Source organism: Pseudomonadota bacterium, from assembly GCA_010028905.1.
Lineage (GTDB): Bacteria > Vulcanimicrobiota > Xenobia > RGZZ01 > RGZZ01 > RGZZ01.
In genome coordinates this window covers 1-17,670 of record RGZZ01000050.1, presented here as the reverse complement: position 1 = coordinate 17,670, position 17,670 = coordinate 1, and the positions used below count along the sequence as shown (strand labels likewise).

Sequence of the window (17,670 nt, the reverse complement as noted above, 5' to 3'; positions counted from 1 at the left end):
GAACTCGACCCGAGCGCGGCCCGCCAGGTGTGCTCGACGAGGGGCCGGCCCGTCTCGGCGAGCAGCATCTTCCGCGGCAGCCGCGTGCTCGAAAGCCGCGCGGGGATCGCGATGATCACGGCAGGTTTCATGAGGGCGTCGCTGTCAGTTCGGGAGAGGAACCGAGATTGTTGCACCTCGCCTGCTGCTCGTCTGCGCGCAGCGTGCGCAGGAGAAAGCCCGGAGCGCGAGCGACGGGACACCGGGCGGTTGGGCGAGACCGGTGCAAATGGCAGGCGGGACGACGCGGCACGCGGAGTCCCCCGGCTCGCGCCGGGGGCTTGGATCGCGCGCAGCCCCGAACCTGCTCTGAACCGTTCGAGGAACGCGAAGGGGTTGCCCGTGCCCTCGAGCCGGCGTAGGCGGCCAGCGAAGCCCGGAGGGCGAAAGCGCAGACACCTCCGAGCGAGCGGAGGGCAAGGATGCCCGAAGCGAGCGTCCGGCGAGGGGGCATGGGCGGCCCCGAGCAGGTTGGGCGCGTGGAAGACCTGCCGACCGCGGAGCCAGCCACCCCGCATGGCTCGATCGCACGAGCGCCCCAGCCCGTCACGCCAGCCGTGAGTGCGCCTCGAGGAGGAGCTCCTCCGTCTCCTCCCACCCGATGCAGCCGTCGGTGATCGACACGCCGTAGGCGAGCTTCGACCGGTCGGCCGAGGCCTCTTGGCTGCCGGCATTGATGTTGCTCTCGAGCATCATCCCCACGATCGACCGGTCGCCCGCGACCCGCTGCGCGAGCACGTCGCGCCACACGATCGACTGGCGGCGGGGATCCTTGCCGGAGTTGGCGTGGCTGCAGTCCACGATCACCCGGACCGGCAGTCCGGCCGCCTCCAGTCGGCGGCGTGCCTCCTGCATCACATCGGGCGAGTAGTTCGAGCCGCTCCGGCCGCCGCGGAGCATGAGCACGCCCCAGGGATTGCCGGTGGTCGACACGATGGCCGTGCCGCCGTCGTCGTCGATTCCCATGAAGCTGTGCGGCGCGCGGGCGGCCTGCATGGCCTCGACCGCGGCCTGGAGCGAGCCGTCGGTCGAGTTCTTGAAGCCCACCGGCATCGACAGCCCGCTGGCCATCTGGCGGTGCGTCGGGCTCTCGGTGGTCCGGGCCCCGATGGCGCCCAGCACGATCGTGTCGGCGATGTACTGCGGCGTGATCGGCTCGAGGAATTCCGTCGCGGTGGCCAGCCCCATCCAGAGTGCCATCCCGCCTGCCGCGGCAAGCGCGGGGAGGCGATCGAGCGCGCGCGCCGCGCCGTCGACGCCGTGCGCGCCGAGGATGAGCAGGGGGAGCGAGACCTGCACCGAGAACCGCCAGGTGTCGAGCGAGTGGGCCGCGGCGAAGTCTCCGAAGGGGAAGGGCGACAGTGCCAGGGTGAACAGCCCGATCCATCCGAGCAGGAAGGCGAGACGCCGGGTTCTGCGCTCTCGTGCCAGCATGACGATGCCCAGTGCGGCTGCTGCGGTGAGCCAGGCGGGCAGCACGCGCCCGTCGACGAAGAAGAGCGCGTTCTCTGTGAGGTTGGCCAGCATGTTGGCCTGCCAGGTCGTGAAGCCTGGACGGGGCTGTGCCGTGAAGTGGTCTGCCCGGTAGGGGCCGGCGGCGCCGTCGATCATGATGAGGGCGTCGGCCGCCGCGAACAGGGCGACGGCGCACGCGGTCAGTCTCGGCATCAATCCCGGCACGGACGGGGCTTCTGTGCGAGGGGCCGCGCAGTGCGACGTACAGCCCGTTCTCGGGGCGGAAGTGCAGCGCCCAGGCCAGGGTGGCCAACGCCAGCAGCAACCCGGCCGTGCCGGGCTGTCGTCTCTGCGACAGGGCTGCCCAGAGCGCCACGACAACGAACAGCGCCGAGGCTCCTTCCGCTGACGCTCCCTGGCTCAGGCGCACGAAGGCGGGGAGAACGGCGAGGCCCATGCCCGCGAAGGCGGCGCCGCACAGCGATTCCTCCGCGAGGGCGAGGAAGAGGGTCACGCAGGCGCTCACCCCCACGATTCGCTGCAACTCGACCGCGCCACGCCACGGAGGGGTGCCGTGCGTCCAGCTCTCCAGCCAGGGCCAGCCCTGGGGATAGGGGGGGCGGAAGGTCTCTCCCGCCGGCGCCACCCCGCTGCGGTCCCGGACGATCGCGGGCGTGGCGTCGCCTGCGTCGCGCATGTGTCGGGCGATGGAGGCGTACCAGAGCTCGTCGTACAGAACCTGGGGCGACGCCGGGAGGTTCCAGCGGAGCGCCGCGGCCGTGGCTGCGATGACGAGCGCGATGACGACGCGCCCGAGGCGCCCGTTCGGAGAGGGCGTGGGGGGAGTCGATCGGGCCAGCTCACGCCATCGGAAGGCCAGGAGGACCACGATGAGCACGGCATTGACGCCCAACATGGCCACGTACCCCCCGTGGGCAAGCCAGAGGGCAAGGGTACGGATCATGGTCTCACGTCACGGCGAAGCGGGAGCGGCAGCGCGGCACGGGGCAAGTCAGAGCCCCATCATCGCCAGCTTCACGCCCGCCCTGGCCTTGCGCACGAGCTCGCCCATCGAGCGCACGTTGCCCAGGCTGCGCAGCAGGTACGATGGGCGCAGGTACGTGCGCTTGATGCACATGGTCACGAGGTCGTCGAGCTCGTCGCGGGTGAAGAGCTCGGTCCAGTACGGGACCTGGAACGCCGGGGTGGGGTTTTGCGCAAAGTCGCGCCAGGTGTCGTCGGTGATGATGCCCTGACGCACCGCCATGTGATGGAGCGGCGTGTTCGGCAGGGGCATGGTGACCGAGAAGTGCACGTAGTCGAGCTTGAGCGAATCGGCAAATCGCAGGGTCTGCAAGATCTCTTCGCGGGTCTCGCCGGGGGCGCCGATCATGAAGTCGGCGTACGATGACAGGCCGGCCGCATGGGTCCAGCGGATGGCGTCGCGGGCCTGCTCAAGGGTGGTGCCCTTGTTGAGGATGTCCATCACCCGCTGGGTGCCGGATTCGATTCCGTACTGCACGCGCCCGCAACCGGCGCGGCGCATGTGCTGCAGCAGATCGGCGTCGACGCAATCGACGCGAGCGCGCACGTCCCAGGTCACGTCGATGCGCGATCGGATGATCTCGTCGCAGACCGCGCGGATGCGCTCCTTGTTGATCGTGAAGGTCTCATCGAAGAACAGGAACTCCCGGATGCCGAGCTCGATGCAGGCCTTCATCTCGGCCACCACCTCGGCGGGCGACCGCTCGCGGTACTTCTTCCCTCCCGCGGTGTAGCAGAACGAGCAGGCGTAGGGGCATCCGCGAGACGACACCATGATGGTGGTCGGGGGGCGGCGGCTCACCACGGTGCTGTACTTCGTGTACGGCCCGAGCTCGCGACGCGGAAGGGGAAGCGTGTCGAGCTCGTTCACGAAGAAGCGATGCTTCTTCATCGTGGTGCGCTTCTCGAGAACAGCGGGGATGTCATCGGTGATGCAGGTGCCATCGACGGGGAAGCCGTCGTCTCCCCGCCACGCAGCCCCCCGCAGGCGTCCGCTCTCTTCGAGGCGGTCGAGCAGCTGTGCCAGGGGGATCTCGCCTTCTCCCATGACCACATAGTCGATGGGCGCGAGATCGACTGATTCGCGCGGGAAGAGCGCGGTGTGCGGACCGCCCAGGACGACCGGGATCGACGGGTCGACCCGCTTCACCACCCGCGCGGCGTCGACCGCGTCGATGAGCGTGAAGGTCATGGCGCCGATGCCCACGGCGTCGGGCTGGGTTCGGCGGATGTACTGCTCGACGTCGTCGAAGGTCATGCGCTCGACATAGGCGTCGAGCAGGTCGACCTCGTGACGGGTGCGCTCGCGCAGGTAGGTGCCCAGATAGAGCAGGCCCAGAGAAGGGAGAAAGCCGAGCCCCTCCTGGATGGTCTTCATGTATCCAGGAGAGACGATCTGGTCTTGGGGCGGGAACAGCAGCAGTATCTTCACGCCTCAGCGGGGGGCCTTTCTCTCGGGCGCGGAGACCACCTGTGGCGCGGCGCCTTCGATGCGCCACAGGCTGAAGGTCGCATGGTTGCTTCGCATCGACACGCCCGCGACGGGACGCAGGTCGAGGAGCGAGCGCATCAGGGCCAGATCGTGCGCGTCCTGCACACGACCCGCATCGAGATGATAGAGAAACATCTTGCGCTTTTCAACCTTCCACTGCTCCACGTCACGCGCGATCTGGGGCGTGGCCGAGACGTTGCCGGGCCGCCAGTCATCCGGGAAGACGAAGAAGTGCGGTGTCACCCCTGTGGTGACGCCGATCTCATAGGCCATGCCCGGGCTGCTCGGGCCGAGGGCGGTGCTGTGGTCGTAGATCAGCAGGTAGGCGTCGGGGGGCATCTCCTGGCGCATTCTGATCAGCGCTTCCCACTGCAGCATCCACATGTTGCGCATCGACAGGAAGTCTTCGAACAGCCACGGCGTGGCAAGCGCGGTCGTCACCGTGACGACGCCGACGGCGGCGCGCAGCGTGCGAGACGTCGCCGCGTCGATCAGGGCCTGGGTTCCCAGGGCCGCCAGCACGATGACGCCGAGCGCGGGGTGTATGGCCGTTCGCCATGAGTCGAGGGTGTGGCGCAAGGCGAAGTCGCACGAGGGGTTGAGCGTGTAGAACACCACGAGACCCGCGGTCCACGTGCCCCAGAACCCCGCCTCGCGACGCGTGGCCGGGCGCGCCAGCCCGAGGCAGAGACCCGTTGCGGCGAGCATCGTGAGCATGGCGGGATGGAAGCGGTTGTCGAGCCAGTAGGGGATGTTCCCCTGCCAGTTGGAGGCGACCTGGAGCTGGGTGATCTTCGGAGGCTGGTAGAAGAAGTAGAAGCGCGTCACGATTCCATAGGCGTCGGCCAGCAGCGCGGGCATCGAGAAGAAGAGCGCGATCAGGGCGCAGCCCGCGGCGGTGCGTCGCTCAGCGGGGCCTCGCGTGTCGGCGGGCCAGTGCAGCGCGGCGTAGAGCGCGAGCAGCGGACCGAGGGCGAAGCTGTTCTCCATGCGCATGTTCGCGAACCAGGCGAACAAGGTGGCGGCCAGCAGCAGCGCGCTCCGGGCGCGGGTCGCGCTCCAGACAAGCGTGGCGTAGAGCGTGGCGAGCAGAAAGAAGACCGAAGGGGTTTCGAGGGCCGACGATCCCGAGAGACGCAGATGCACCGGGAGCACCGCGAGGAAGAGCGCGCCCCAGAGACCGACGCGAGATCGGCCCGTGGCCTCGCGCAGCACCAGGAAGAGGAGGGGGACCGAGAGCGACGAGAGCAGCGAGGCCAGGGTGAACGCCACATCCGGATGAACCCCGAAGATCCGGTAGGCGCGGCTGATCATGTACTGCCATCCCGCGGGGCAGGGGTGGAAGATCATGTCTGATGATGGATCGCCCGGCGTGAGCAGGTTCAGATCTTGGCGCGCCATGTTCTCAGAGGTGTCGAGGAACGAGATCTCGTCGAAGTACACCTGCGGCATGTGCACCACCAACACGAGCCGCAGGGCGAGTGCCACGTTGAAGAGCACCAGCGCCCAGGTGAGGGCGCGGGGGGAGATCGATCGCAGCCGCTCGACGATGGGTCTGCGCGCGACAACGAGGGCCGCGGCGGTGAGGGCGGCGAGCGCCCCCATGGTCGGCACGTAGAGGTTGACGAGCACCACCCGCATGCCGTCGAGCGCCGCCTCGTTGTGTCCCCATTGGTCGATGAGCGCGTGTGCGCCGTTCAGCAGGCTGTCGAGCATGCGACCTTCAATATAGCAGAATGGCGTGCGCCGCACCCTCCTTCAGGGGGAGCCACGCAAGGAAGGCCGAGCCCCTTTTCCGGTGGGTCGGGTTCTGCTATGAATCGTTGGGTTCGTTGGTTGCTGTCCTGGCTTGTCGTCGCTGCGGTGATCCCTGCGGGCTGCGTGCGCACGGAGCCGCGAGAGGTGTCGGCGTCACCGTCTGCCGCGCCGCTTGCGCTGCGTCTTGCTGAGGGAGACCTGGGCGTCTTCGACGGGGCGACGCAGCGCTATGCGCCGCAGCGGCCGGGGTTCGAGCCCTCCGCTGACCAGCCGCTGCAGAGCGGCGATCGCGATGCCGTGCTGCGCTGCTCGGACGGCGGATTCGTGGTGGCGGCCCCCCACACGTCATTCACCCGACTCGACGCGACAGGGGGCGCGCGGCTGCGATGGAGTCTCGATGAGGGGCGGTTGTGGCTGAAGCTGGGAGCAGAGGAGCAAGCCGAGGTGAGATCGTTCCACACCCGCGTCACGATGGGCGCCGGCGTCTACGAGATCAAGGTCTACAAGGACGCAGACAGCTTCGTGAACACCGTGGTTCGCGCCTATGAGGGGCGAGGAAGCGTTCGGGGCGGAGAGCGCCTGCAGCTCGAGCGCCCCCTCGCGCCAGGGCTCACGGTTCACGCTGACGATATCCACCTGCACCCGGTGCGACGCTTCGACCCTCGCGATCTCGACGTCTGGCAGAAACGGATGCGCGCCACCCGATGAGCACGGCTGCGGCTGAATCGATACACCCTCCGCGAACCTTCGGCTTCCTCGAGCACGTCCGCTGCCTCGGGCGGCGAGAGATCCTCGTCATCGTGCCCATCTACTGCTTCGGCCTCATCCCCCCCACCGCCCTGACGGCCTATGGCCTGCTCGCTCTCGAGCGTCGCCTGGGCCTGCCCACCCTCGCCGATCTGCTCCCGCTCGGCTTTCGCCAGGCCTTCTTCGTCGTGTGCCTCGCGGTGGGGGGCGCCATCGTGACATGGTCGTACACCTATCTCGTCCTCGAGGGAGGGGGCGGACCGGTGCCGCCGTTCTCCTCGCAGACGCGCTACCTGGTCACCAACGGTCCCTACCGGGTCGTGCGTCATCCGTCGATCTGGGGGAAGCTCATCGGCGTCCTGGGGCTTGGCGTCTTTGTCGGATCGGCGACCTTTCTCACGATCATGATCCCCCTGGCCCTCCTCTGGTCGCTTTCATCGAACATGCGTCGTCAGGACGAAGCCATGGAACGGGCCTTCGGAGACGCCTACCGCGCCTACCGCGCGCTCACGCCCCGCCTCGTGCCGCGCGCGCTCTCATCGCTCTGGCGCGCGGTCTCGTGAGGCTCGCGCTAAAGCTCTTCTGCAGCATCGCATTTCTCTATGTCGCCCTCCGCCAGGTGGAGCTCGGGCAGGTGGCGCGGCTCCTGGCGAACAGCCGTGCGGCTTCCGGCGGGGCGCCGCTCTCGCTCTGGACCTTGCTGGCTGTGGGGGTGTCGCTGTCGGCGTCGCTCGTGAACTCGACCAAGTGGTGGCTCCTGCTCAGGGGAGCCGGGCTCGATGTGGCCTGGCGTCGCGCGGCCTACCACTACCTCGTGGGCTACTTCCTCAACAACATCATCACCGGTCTGGGTGAGGTGAAGCGCGTGGTCGACGTGGGGCGGGAGACCGGCGCGGTCTCGGCGGTGGCCTCCACGGTCTTCGTCGAGCGCTGGACGGGGGTCACAGGTCATCTCTTCGTCTCCCTCATCGCCGTCTCGGTGGCGGCATCTCGCTACGAGAGCCTGCGTCCCGTCTGGGTCTTCAACGCCTGCGCCTGTGTCGGGCTGCTCCTGGTCTTTGTCGTGCTCGCAGGGGCGTCGGCCAGGGGGGGCGATGGGCTCGACAGCGGGTCTGTGTCGCAGGAGGAGCGCCCCCTGGTAGCGCTCTGGCGATCGGCGCTCGATGCGTTCGCGCGGATGCGCGGCGCGCGCGGGGTCATGGGGGCCGCGTGCGGCCTCTCCCTCGTGGTGCCGTTGATGAACGTGGTCATCCACGGGTGTCTCGGCGCAGCCATCGGGGCGGGATGGGGATTCGTCTGGGTGGTGCCCATCGCCGGGGTCTTCGGTCAGCTGCCGGTCTCGTTCAACGGCGTGGGCGTGCAGGAGGTGGCCTACGTGAGCCTGTTCGCCTGCACGGGCGTTGGTGGGGCGCAAGCCGTGGCCATCTCGGTCCTGGCCCACGGGGTCAAGGTAGCCGTAGGGGCGGTGGGATGGGTGCTGTCGCTCTTCGGACGTGCCTCGAGCCCTGATTTGGAGCCGGTTCAGGGGGATGGGGAGCCTGCGCCGGATGAGCCGAGGCAGGAGGGCGTCTCCCTTCGCTCGTAGATGAGGTCTTCCGGAGCGTTGCAGGGAATCCGGCACGTCCGGCTGAACTCTCCGAGGATTCGCCGGTTCTACTGAAAACAGAGCTGAGAACAGCGTTGCTCTCCAGGAATAGAGCAAGGGAGGTATCCGATGGCCGCACCCAAGTTCCGCGAGATGGCCCTGGCCCTGGTGTTCGTGATCACCGTTGCGCTGGGTTCGTCAGGCCCCCTCTGGGCCACGCATCGTCAGGAAGATCTCGACAACCCCGAGAATGTGAACGTGATTCATCCCATCACGTTCCGCGCAGCCGAGAAGCTGATGTGGCGCCTGCCCTCGCTTCTGCCGGTGGCGAAGCTCGCCAATGAGAGCGCCGCGCACTACCTGCACGTCAAGCAGAGCATGAAGTGGGCCAGCGCGCTGCCCATCACGCAGTTCAGCATGGCTGCGGGCTCCGTGAACTTCAGACCCGGCTGGCACCCGAAGCCGTACTCCACAGGCCAGGAAGACCTGGCGGTTTTCCAGCTCGGCCTTCTCGGTGGGTACACCCACTTCGCCATGGTGAACGCAAAGGTGCCCGAGATGAAGGAAGCCGCCCTCGCCATGCTCGGCGAGTTCGACACCATCACCTCGAGCACCATGCTCAGCGACATGAACGCTGACGTGAAGGCGGTCATGCAGGCCGTGTCCGACCCGAGCTACGTGGGTGGTCCGACCAAGGCGCTCGAGCAGTTCGACGCGTGGACCATCGCGCTGGCCAACCGTGTGAAGAAGGTGTACTACCTCGACGGTCTCTGGTACTACACGGCTGGCATCAACCTCAGCGGTCTGAGCTGCCTGCCCCAGACCGACAGCTTCAACGCGCCCTACTTCCGCAACTACCTGCAGACGCTCTACAACTTCGAGCCGAGCACGGGGCTCCCGTACGCGACTCGTTACGAGATGGCGCAGATCCTCCGCACCCACGCCTACATCGGCTGGAACTGGGGAGAGAACCGCCTGCGCGCCACGCGCGCCATCCAGAGCCTGCTCGCCGCGGGCCCTGGCCCGGTGATCATCCGCCAGCCGTAGTCTGGCACGCGACCGTCGCTCTGACGGTGCGTCGTCGAGGAAGGCCCAGGGTGCTGAAGCGCCCTGGGCCTTCTCTCATTCAGCCCCGTCGAGTGCGCAGGCGTGGGCGGTTGCGCGTGCCTCCTTCGTCTTTGCGGCTTCTCCCAATCCTCTTGTCGCGAGTGCGAACCACCAGAAGAGAAGCAGCGTGCCCCAGGGCTCGGCCCCGTAGACCCGCTGGCTTCCCACAACGACCGGGGCATGGCCCAGCACGAGAAAGATCCCCCAGTAGGGCATCACGGTCACGATCCATCCCCACCAGAGAGGCCGCGGAAGCTCCTTGCGCAGCAGGCCCAGGCCCATCGCTCCCGCGATCACGATGAGGGCCACGATCCACGGCGTGTGATCGAGCAGATGGCTTCCGATCTTCAGGCAGGCGTAGAGATGGTCCCATCCTCCCTGGTGGAAGGCCTGCCATAGCGACCAAGCGCCCAGGGCATTGGGGGGAAGGACCCAGCGCGACCACTCGAGGTGCACCGAGTAGTAGATGGTCCAGATCGACCCGCACAAGACGAGTGGAACCACGGCTCTGCGGCGTTCCCTCACGAGAACGGCAAGGGAGACCCCGAGCAGCAGGAACACCATGAACTCGCGCATCAGGCTGCACAGCAGCGCGAGCCAGAGTGAGCGTCGGGGCGCTCCGCGCATGAGCATGATGATGCTCACCATGGCCAGGGGGGCGACCCAGTACTCGATGAACAGATAGAGTGCCGACGCGCCGGCATAGGCGTACTGTGGGGCCAGAAGCGCGGGGGCGAGAAGCGCTCGTTCGGGCGTGGTGAGCTCACGCGCCAGCAGGTAGATGGCCCCCAGGCTGATCACCGCAATCGCGGTGAATGCAATGTAGAGCGTGATCGGGGGCATCGGAAGCAGCGACCACATCCAGAACATCATGGGGGGGCGCACCGTGGTGCCGAATCCCCGCTTGTCGTGCAGGAAGCCTTCTCTCGCCGCTTCGTAGTAGTCGTGTCCCAGCTTCATCTGTCGCCACTGCTCCTGGTAGAGGAAGTGGTCGTGGACATAGCCATCCGGAAGCACGCGGGAGAAGGCGGTCAGCATCTCCGGAGAGAGCGTCCAGAGGCGCGCGACGAGTGAGATCGCAAGACACAGCAGGAAGCCGGTACGCCCCCAGGCCGGTGAGAATCGCTTCCACGTCAGCAGATGACCCCCGATCACCACGACCCAGGCCGCCCAGCGCATCTGCCAGGTCCAGGCGCTCGCGCATCGGGTGTTCTCGAATGCGAGGATGTCGTAGTCGATGGCAAAGGCGAACGGGGGGCCGTTCAGGGTCGAGAGCAACAGGGCTGAGGCCCCCGCCCACAGGGTGAGCGAGAGGGCCAGCGACCACTTCGGGTCGCTCTCCTGGCAGCGCACGAACAGCGTGAGCAGAAGCGGGAGGAGCAGCACGCCCCCTGGGGGCATGCAGTGGCTGAGCACGGCGAGCAGCAGGACTCCTCCGACCAGGGTGCGGACGCGGTGAATGAGCCGACCATCGCCGGATTCCATCGCCGGGCTCAGTGAATCACTTCCCGCGAGTCACGCAGCAGATCGGTTGCCTTGCGCAGCCGTTGCGAGAGCATCTCGAAGATGGGAAAGGCGATGCGCGGGTGATGTTCGATGAGCGCCTGGAACTGGGTGCGTCGCAGGACCAGGGCGCGGGTGGGCTCGAGGGCGCGGATGGTGGCGGACCGGGTCTCCCCGCTCAAGATGGCCATCTCGCCGAAGCACTCGCGCACGCCCACCACGGCTACCATGCGGTCTCCCTTCATGACACCGACTGAGCCCTCGGTCACGATGTAGAGCGATTCGCCGATCGTGCCTTCCTCGAACACGAGGGTCTCGGCGGCGAAGGTCTCCTCTTCGGCCTGCTCCGCCACCACGGCAAGATCGCGCACCGACATCTCGCGGAAAAGCTCGATCTGACGCAGGAAGATCAGTCTCTCCATCAGGGTCACGTCTGGGTCCTCGTCTCCGCGCGCCCAGCGCGCGCATCGTGCGATGAAGGGATCGTCACCAGCGGCAAGTGCGTCGACCACCGCCTCGGGGCTGGGATCATGGTCAGGTCCTTCTTCCCTGCTGTCGCGCGCCTCCTTCATCTCGGCGCGCTCGCTGCTTCTCATGAGCACGTCCACCCCCGCCTGCGTCTCTCTCGCGCGCTCGCGCAGCGCTTCGATCAGCGGTTGGCGGCGCGGGGAGGTGTCGGCTTCGAGCACCCTGCTCCAGATCGCGCTCTCTGCGGCGTCGTGCGTGGCAAGTCGCAGCGCCTTGCGGAGATCGCCCTCGTCGAGAGGGAGTGAGAACGAGGCGAGTGCGGCGCGGGCGGCGCACCGGACGATCAAGGAGGAGTCGGTCAGCGCCCCTGTGAGCGTCTCGATTGCGGGCGGGCTGCCGATGCGGGTCAAGGCTCGACACAGACGCGCGCGTGTCAAGACGTGGGGCGATGATCGCAAGACCTCGCAGAGCGCGAGGGTGTCGGCTCGTCCGGCTCGTCCCAGCGCTTCTGTGGCGCGACCTTCCAGACTGATGTCGTCGAGCATGTCGATGACCCGTTGCAGGGTTGGCCGTCCCAGGGGACCTCGCAGGGAGGCCAGTGCGTCGACGCGCACGTCGCGCTCAGCGTCAGAGAGGAGCGCGGAAGCTTCCTCCTCGAGCGTCTCGGCGGGAAGGGCGCGCAAGGCCAGGGCCGCGGCTCGCGTCTGCCCCTGTGTGCGCAGGGTTCGAATCTCTACGGCCACCTTTTCATGGCTGACATCGCTCTGGGCGAGTGCCGCCACGAGCGCAGCAGCGGTTGCTGGGTCGCTCTCAGTCCGCAGCAGCCGCAAGACGGCGTCGGCAACCTCTCGCTGCATCTGGGGGGCAAGGCCGTCATTGGCTAGCAGGGCTTCGAGACCGGTCGCGACGCTGAGGCGCACCTTGACAGAGACGTCGCTGATCCGGCTCAGCAGCAGGGGCGCCGCGAGCTCGGGGGCGCAACGCCCGAGGGTTCTTGCGGCCTGGGCACGCACCTCGTCGTCGTCGGAAGCCAGATACGTGGCTGCCTGGCTGGCGAGCCCATCGAACCCAGGTTCCGCGGCGAGCTCGAGCACGAAGCGCACGCTCTGGGGGTGTCCGGAGTCGAGGAGGGTGTGCAACACGTCATCGACCGCCTCGGACTCGATCTGCTCGAGAACCTTCACCGAGTCGAGCATGGCGCACTCGTGCTGCCCGCTGAGATTGATCGCGAGGGTCTCGAGGTATCGCCGCCGCAGGTTCATCAGTGAGAGCGCCCAGGCGATCACGGCCAGGGTGGGGACGAAGTGCTGGAAGTCTGGCGATATTGCATTCTCGACCAGCATCACCGCGCCCGTCAGGCCGATTCCAAGGGCAAGTCCAAGGGTGCTCATCAGCGTCTGGAGAGAGGCCCGACTACGCTCGGGAAGGGCTGCGAGCAAGGCGGTCACGCACGGCGTGACCAGGGCGAGGGTTGAGATCTGTTCGATGATGCGGCACGAGATCGCCGCGCTCAGCGAGGGGTGTGCTGCAAGTATGAGCGTAGGGCCGATGACGAGCGCGGGCCCGGCAGCCAAGGTGCGCAGCAGTCCGAAACGCGCCGTGACCCGTTCTGTGAAGCCGAGCAGCAGGATCGTGCAGGCCAGGTTGATCACCGATCCCACAGTGGCCTGGAGCGTGGCAAGCGTGGCTTCGTCTGGATATGCCGATGCGAGGCGCGTGTTGAAGATCGCGCTGATGAGCCAACCTGCGAGCACCGTGGTCACCACGGTCACGGCCAGGGGCTTAGCCAGGGGGACTGCCCGCGCAGCTTCAATCGAAGCACGCAGATCGTATGCATGGCTGCCGGCGCCGGCCTCTGGTGCAGATCGTGGGTTGACGAAGCCCGCGTGGTGCACGATGGCGGCTGATATGATGAGGCACAGCGCCCACAGGGCACTGAATCTCGACATCTCCATGAGGGGTGCGAGCATCCACATCATCGGGCCCGCGATGATCGCCGCAATCCCGCCTGCGGCTGCGACGAACGGGACTACGCGACGAACCTGGCGGGCTTCGAATCGCTCTGACACGACCGTCCAGAAGAACGTGCTTGTGAATGTCCAGATCGGGATCTTCAGCGAGAAGAAGAGCCAGGCGCTGGCGCGCGTGTCACCTGCAAGCGCGATTGTGATCAGCAACGCCGCGCAGAGACCTGTCGTGAGGTTCGCTGTGAACCGGCGCGATCTGCGCGTCAGAGCGCTGAGATAGATCGGCGTCACACCCACGACGATGCACGACATGAGCAGAAACGCCTGCGGTTGTGCCTCGGCCCCCACCTTCTCGAGGAACAGCGTGGTGCAGGCGGCATCGCCGATGCAGGAGCCCAGCGTGAGAAGAGCGAGCGCAACGAACAGCTGCGAGCCGATGAGCCACTCGGCCTCAGTCAGCAGGAGCCGACGCCTCAGCCATGCGCGCATCGGGTCTTCAGGCCGTCGCGACGTCGAAGCGGGCATCGACGTCGACTTCGAAGATTCGTGGCCAGGGCAGGCGGATCGTGAGGTTCAACGGGTTCCCGATACGCATCCCGTGCGAGAGCCGGCCGGCAAAGTGGCGTTCGAAGAAGGGGATGGCCACGGCCCTCAGGCGCTTTTCCACCCGTTCCTGCACCTCGGCATGGCGATCCGCGAGCGCGTAGATGTTGAGGCGCTGGAGGGCGAGATCTCGACCGATCTCGGTGCGCACCACAGACTGGTAGAGCGTGTCGTCCACGAAGCGTTCCAGCAGGAATCGCTGGTGCGCGGCCTCCCCCTCGGGAGAGATCGGTGCGCCGCTCGACACCTGGAGAGCCCGCAGAACTGCATGTCCGAGCACCGTGCCCACCGTGTTGCCAGCCGTGTTCCAGGCAGCGAACGCGCCCAGGCGCGTCAGTTCGACGGAATCGCCCAGGGCGGCGAGAAACGCGCGATCGCCGCCGTTCGCATATCCCAGGTCGGCCACGGCCACCACAGCCGATCTCTCGGTGGCCTCCGCGATCTCACGGGCCAGGGCGCGATGGCGCGCGCTCGGCCGATCTCCCAGCAGCTGCAGCGAGGCTTCCTGCTGGCGGTTGGCGCAGCCGTTCACATACAGCGCGATGTCTGCTTCTCGTTCGTCGTCTGCCCGCTGCAGCCCAAGCACGCGAACGTGGGCATCGATGAGCGCGGCCACCGAGCGATCTTCGTACCGGGTCACGCGCTCGCCAAACCTCGGGGGAGAGGTGTGCACGGAAACACGGAGGGTGCGACCCCTGCGTCTCAAGGCTCGCCGCGCCAAGAGCAGCAGCGCGACCTCGTCGGCGCCGGGGATGAGGTCGGAGCGGCCGGGCGCAGTCAGGGCTTCGAGGTCGATGCGCTCCGTGACGTTGAACCCCTCCGTCTTGCTGTCATCCATGCCCACCAGGGTGAAATCGACGACGCCGTCGCGCGCCCAGGCGAGCGCTTCACGGTTCACGGCGTGGTTGCGCTCACGGGTCTGCAGGTATCGTGCGAGGAATGCGGCGGGGATGCGTTTCTTCAGTGCAGTGAGGCGCAGCCTGGTGAAGGGTCCGGGTCGGCTGCCCGCACGGGCGAGCGCCGCCGAGTAGGCGAGAAGGTGTTCAGAGAAGCGGCGATCACGGTCGGACGTGCAGAAGGGTGGCACGCGCATGAGAATGCTGAACAGGTCGACCGGGCCTCTCGCCCGCCCCAGTATGCGACGAACGGTCTCCAGGTCGCGGCGGGTCTGGTCGGTGTCACGATCGAGCGCGCGCGAGGCCACCAGCCCTCCGAGCAGCAGCATGTCGAGGGAGATGATGGCGCCGTTTTCGTCATCGATGCGCGCGTCGAGCCATTCGATGAGCGCTTCGGGTCGGCCGGGTGTGGTGAAGCTGCCGATGAGCGCGTCGGGTGGGCGCTCGAGCGATTCTCCCACGAGTGTGGCGAGGCGCGGCGCGAAGTCGCGGGTGCACGGGCGGTCGTCGAGGGGAATGAACAGCACCGATCAGCGACCGCTGGCGCTGTCGATGTCGAGGGCCCCCTCGCTCAGCTCCATCAGATCGATGGCGCGTCGGAACTCGCGGGTGGCCTGCCCCAGGGACTCGGGGTCATGGCCGGTCACGATCGCACCGATGACGATGCCGCGCGCGCCGGCCGCGCGCAGGTGGGGGATGTCGGCGGGCGTGAACCGGCGCTGCGATGGGATGACAACGGGCGTGGGAGACGCGGCCTCGGTGAGCACAGCATAGCTCACCAGGTCGCGCGCGGTCAGGGTCGATCCGTATTCTTCCGGTGGCACGATGGAGGCTTCGATGACGCGCGCGCCCAGGCGGGCCACCCGTCGCGCCTCGTGCAGCGGGAACTGGTAGTTCACCGCCATCATGCACCCCATGTCCCGGCGCTCGAGCAGCCGGGTTGGAGCGTGGTGCACGAAGGTATCCCAGAAATCGATGCCCAGCTCGGCCAGCGCGGCCATCTCGTTGTCGGAGGCAAGCTCGGTGGCGCCCGGCACGATGCCTACCGGGATGCCGACCTGCTGCACGATGCGCTGAATGACATCACGCTCCGCATCGAACGTTCCGAAGTGCGTTCCGCTGGCGTGATGATGGACGTTGAGATGCACCTTGATGGCATCGGCGCCGCCGTCGACCGCGGCCGCGGCGAGCTCAACGCTGTTCTTCGGGAGGCTTACGATGAGCGCGAAGCGCTCTTCGAGAACGGATACGAGTTTCACGGTCGAACCTTCGCCTCCCCGAGCGGCCTTCCCCTCTCGAATACGCTCCCATCGTCTGCCCCGAAAATCGTTCGAACGGAGGAGTAACAAAGTCCGGTTTTGTGTATCAATAGAAATATCCCCGCCTGTGTGCCGGCATCGTGTTGGGGGGTGACCCTCGATGCGATGCCGCGGAGCGCTCGAGAGACGGGCTTTGTCGAGAGGAGAGAGGGCATGAGGAGACTGATTGCGGTCGCTGCGCTCTGGGTTTTCGTGGGGACCTCTCCAGCCATGGCTGACGGTCTTGGCGGGTCGCTCGACGCCCCTTCGTCAAGACCGACGCCCTCTGCAGATCGTCGTGCGGTGCGCGACCCCGTCGATGCAGAGCCACGTGCCGAGGGGTCGCTGGGGGAGTCGATCCTTCGCCCAGGAGAGAGCCGCACCTGGCGTGATCCCCGCCTCGTGGAGCATCCGCGGGTGAGCCAGCCGGGAAGCGGTTACGTGCATCGCTCTCGCTATGCCAGCCTGGTCAATCCCTATGAAGATCGTTTCGGAGAGGCCAGGTCGTACCCATCACCCGACAAGCGCGTGCGTGCCGCACTCGAGGCCGCGCATCGCCGTGGCTATGGGCTCTCTGAGCCCGAGCCATGTCACGTCGTTGACCGGTTCAAGGACACCCTGCCCACCCCTGACTCCATCCTGAACTGGCGTGCCGGAGCCATCCATCCGGGAATTGGCTCGTCTTCCTGCTCGAACAGCCGCTGAGCCCATCAGCGGGCCGCAAGCACCTCATCCTCTTCGATGGCGGGCTGGTCGGTGTGCGCCTCGCGTTGCGCTTCCTCGAGGGAGACGGCCACCAGGCGTGACACGCCAGGCTCTCCCGCGGTGACGCCGTAGAGCACACGTGCGTACTCCATGGTCTTGCGGTTGTGCGTGATGGTGATGAACTGCGTCTGCTCCGAGAACTCCTCGAACTTTCGGGCCACCCGCTCGACATTGGTGTCATCGAGGGGCGCGTCGAGCTCGTCGAGCACCACGAACGGTGACGGACGAGCCTTCAGCAGCGCCAGCAGGAAGGCGATGGCGGTGAGCGCCTTCTCTCCGCTCGAGAGCAGCGAGAGGTTCTGCAGGCGCTTCCCGGGCGGTTGAGCCATGATGTCAACGCCCGTTTCGAGCAGGTCTTCCGGTTTCGTGAGGATGAGGTCGGCCTGACCCCCGTTGAAGAGCTCCGTGAAGAGCTCCGTGAAGTACGCGCGCACCTTCTTGAAGGTCTCGGCGAACTGACGGGTCGAGGCCTGATCCATCTCGGCCATGACGTCTTTGAGCGAGGCAGAGGCTTTCTCCAGGTCCTCGATCTGCTCGGTCATCTCGGCGTGGCGCTCTTTGAGGCGCTCGTAGTCCTCCATGGCGCCGAGGTTCACGGCGCCGAAGTTGCGGATGGCGTTGCGCAACCGCTGGATCTCGGCTGGCGCGTGGGCGATGTCTGTGGGGCCGCCCTCCTCCTTGAACTCGGCCGTGGCCGCCCGCAGTTCCTGGGCGGTGACCTCGAGCTCTTCGAGGCGGGTGCGGTGCTCCTCATACGTGGCCTGGTAGTGGGCGCGCTCGACCTCGCACGCGTGCAGCTCGTTGCGCGCGCTCTCGTGGGCGCCGCTCACCGCATCGACCTCGGTCTCCATCGATTCGAGGGTCTTTCCGATGTCGAGCCGCTCGCGCATCATCGATTCGCAGCGCTTGCCGAGGTCGTCTTCCAGTGTGGTGAAGCGCTCGA

Annotated in this window: 14 protein-coding genes; 5 read left to right on the top strand and 9 right to left on the bottom strand. The window is 67.1% G+C overall.

Annotated features, from left to right (window positions below):
* From EB084_05895 to EB084_05880, 4 genes are all read right to left on the bottom strand, one after another.
* On the bottom strand, positions 1-131 hold a 131-nt coding region (locus tag EB084_05895), incomplete at its 3' end, for a 3-deoxy-manno-octulosonate cytidylyltransferase (GenBank protein ID NDD27785.1).
* A 454-nt stretch (positions 132-585) separates the two neighbouring features.
* On the bottom strand, positions 586-1,566 hold the full coding sequence (locus tag EB084_05890) for a 3-deoxy-7-phosphoheptulonate synthase (protein NDD27784.1): 981 nt from the start codon (positions 1,564-1,566) through the stop codon (positions 586-588).
* Positions 1,567-2,506: 940 nt separating this feature from the next.
* On the bottom strand, positions 2,507-3,970 hold the full coding sequence (locus tag EB084_05885; protein ID NDD27783.1) for a radical SAM protein: 1,464 nt from the start codon (positions 3,968-3,970) through the stop codon (positions 2,507-2,509).
* Between the two features lie 3 nt (positions 3,971-3,973).
* The gene (locus tag EB084_05880) at positions 3,974-5,746 is read right to left on the bottom strand and encodes a phospholipid carrier-dependent glycosyltransferase (protein ID NDD27782.1); all 1,773 of its coding nucleotides are present in this window, start codon (positions 5,744-5,746) and stop codon (positions 3,974-3,976) included.
* A 99-nt stretch (positions 5,747-5,845) separates the two neighbouring features.
* Here EB084_05880 and EB084_05875 point away from each other — a divergent pair, with 99 nt between their 5' ends.
* The 4 genes from EB084_05875 (at position 5,846) to EB084_05860 (ending at position 9,167) form a co-directional block, all read left to right on the top strand.
* Entirely contained in the window at positions 5,846-6,496 is a 651-nt protein-coding gene (locus EB084_05875) for a hypothetical protein (protein ID NDD27781.1), read from the top strand.
* On the top strand, positions 6,493-7,098 hold the full coding sequence (locus EB084_05870; GenBank protein NDD27780.1) for an isoprenylcysteine carboxylmethyltransferase family protein: 606 nt from the start codon (positions 6,493-6,495) through the stop codon (positions 7,096-7,098). The genes EB084_05875 and EB084_05870 overlap by 4 nt, the downstream gene beginning before the upstream one ends.
* Positions 6,756-8,120, top strand: coding sequence for a UPF0104 family protein (locus EB084_05865; protein NDD27779.1), 1,365 nt, complete (start codon positions 6,756-6,758; stop codon positions 8,118-8,120). The genes EB084_05870 and EB084_05865 overlap by 343 nt, the downstream gene beginning before the upstream one ends.
* 129 nt (positions 8,121-8,249) lie before the next feature.
* On the top strand, positions 8,250-9,167 hold the full coding sequence (locus EB084_05860; protein ID NDD27778.1) for a hypothetical protein: 918 nt from the start codon (positions 8,250-8,252) through the stop codon (positions 9,165-9,167).
* A gap of 75 nt (positions 9,168-9,242) precedes the next feature.
* On the opposite strand, the gene EB084_05855 is transcribed toward EB084_05860, so the two are convergent.
* Genes EB084_05855 through EB084_05840 form a run of 4 tightly spaced genes read right to left on the bottom strand, consistent with a single transcriptional unit; the run spans position 9,243 to position 15,923 of the window.
* Positions 9,243-10,712 (bottom strand): hypothetical protein, encoded by a 1,470-nt coding sequence (locus tag EB084_05855; protein NDD27777.1) that lies wholly within the window; start codon positions 10,710-10,712, stop codon positions 9,243-9,245.
* Between the two features lie 8 nt (positions 10,713-10,720).
* A complete protein-coding gene (locus EB084_05850) occupies positions 10,721-13,690 on the bottom strand; it encodes a hypothetical protein (protein ID NDD27776.1) in 2,970 nt (989 codons plus the stop codon).
* Entirely contained in the window at positions 13,662-15,191 is a 1,530-nt protein-coding gene (locus EB084_05845) for a DUF4127 family protein (GenBank protein ID NDD27775.1), read from the bottom strand. Before EB084_05845 ends, EB084_05850 begins: the two co-directional genes overlap by 29 nt.
* A gap of 3 nt (positions 15,192-15,194) precedes the next feature.
* Complete coding sequence (locus EB084_05840) at positions 15,195-15,923, bottom strand: hypothetical protein (GenBank protein NDD27774.1); 729 nt, start codon at positions 15,921-15,923, stop codon at positions 15,195-15,197.
* A 213-nt stretch (positions 15,924-16,136) separates the two neighbouring features.
* Here EB084_05840 and EB084_05835 point away from each other — a divergent pair, with 213 nt between their 5' ends.
* Positions 16,137-16,667, top strand: coding sequence for a hypothetical protein (locus tag EB084_05835; protein NDD27773.1), 531 nt, complete (start codon positions 16,137-16,139; stop codon positions 16,665-16,667).
* A gap of 5 nt (positions 16,668-16,672) precedes the next feature.
* On the opposite strand, the gene EB084_05830 is transcribed toward EB084_05835, so the two are convergent.
* Positions 16,673-17,670, bottom strand: a 998-nt coding sequence (locus EB084_05830) for a chromosome segregation protein SMC (GenBank protein ID NDD27772.1), incomplete at its 5' end; no start/stop codon positions are given.

Coding starts and splice junctions, on each gene's coding strand:
- EB084_05890 (NDD27784.1), bottom strand. CDS start 1,566: ATGCTGGCCAACCTCACAGAGAACGCGCTCTTCTTCGTCGACGGGCGC.
- EB084_05880 (NDD27782.1), bottom strand. CDS start 5,746: ATGCTCGACAGCCTGCTGAACGGCGCACACGCGCTCATCGACCAATGG.
- EB084_05875 (NDD27781.1), top strand. CDS start 5,846: ATGAATCGTTGGGTTCGTTGGTTGCTGTCCTGGCTTGTCGTCGCTGCG.
- EB084_05870 (NDD27780.1), top strand. CDS start 6,493: ATGAGCACGGCTGCGGCTGAATCGATACACCCTCCGCGAACCTTCGGC.
- EB084_05865 (NDD27779.1), top strand. CDS start 6,756: ATGGTCGTACACCTATCTCGTCCTCGAGGGAGGGGGCGGACCGGTGCC.
- EB084_05860 (NDD27778.1), top strand. CDS start 8,250: ATGGCCGCACCCAAGTTCCGCGAGATGGCCCTGGCCCTGGTGTTCGTG.
- EB084_05855 (NDD27777.1), bottom strand. CDS start 10,712: ATGGAATCCGGCGATGGTCGGCTCATTCACCGCGTCCGCACCCTGGTC.
- EB084_05850 (NDD27776.1), bottom strand. CDS start 13,690: ATGCCCGCTTCGACGTCGCGACGGCCTGAAGACCCGATGCGCGCATGG.
- EB084_05835 (NDD27773.1), top strand. CDS start 16,137: ATGAGGAGACTGATTGCGGTCGCTGCGCTCTGGGTTTTCGTGGGGACC.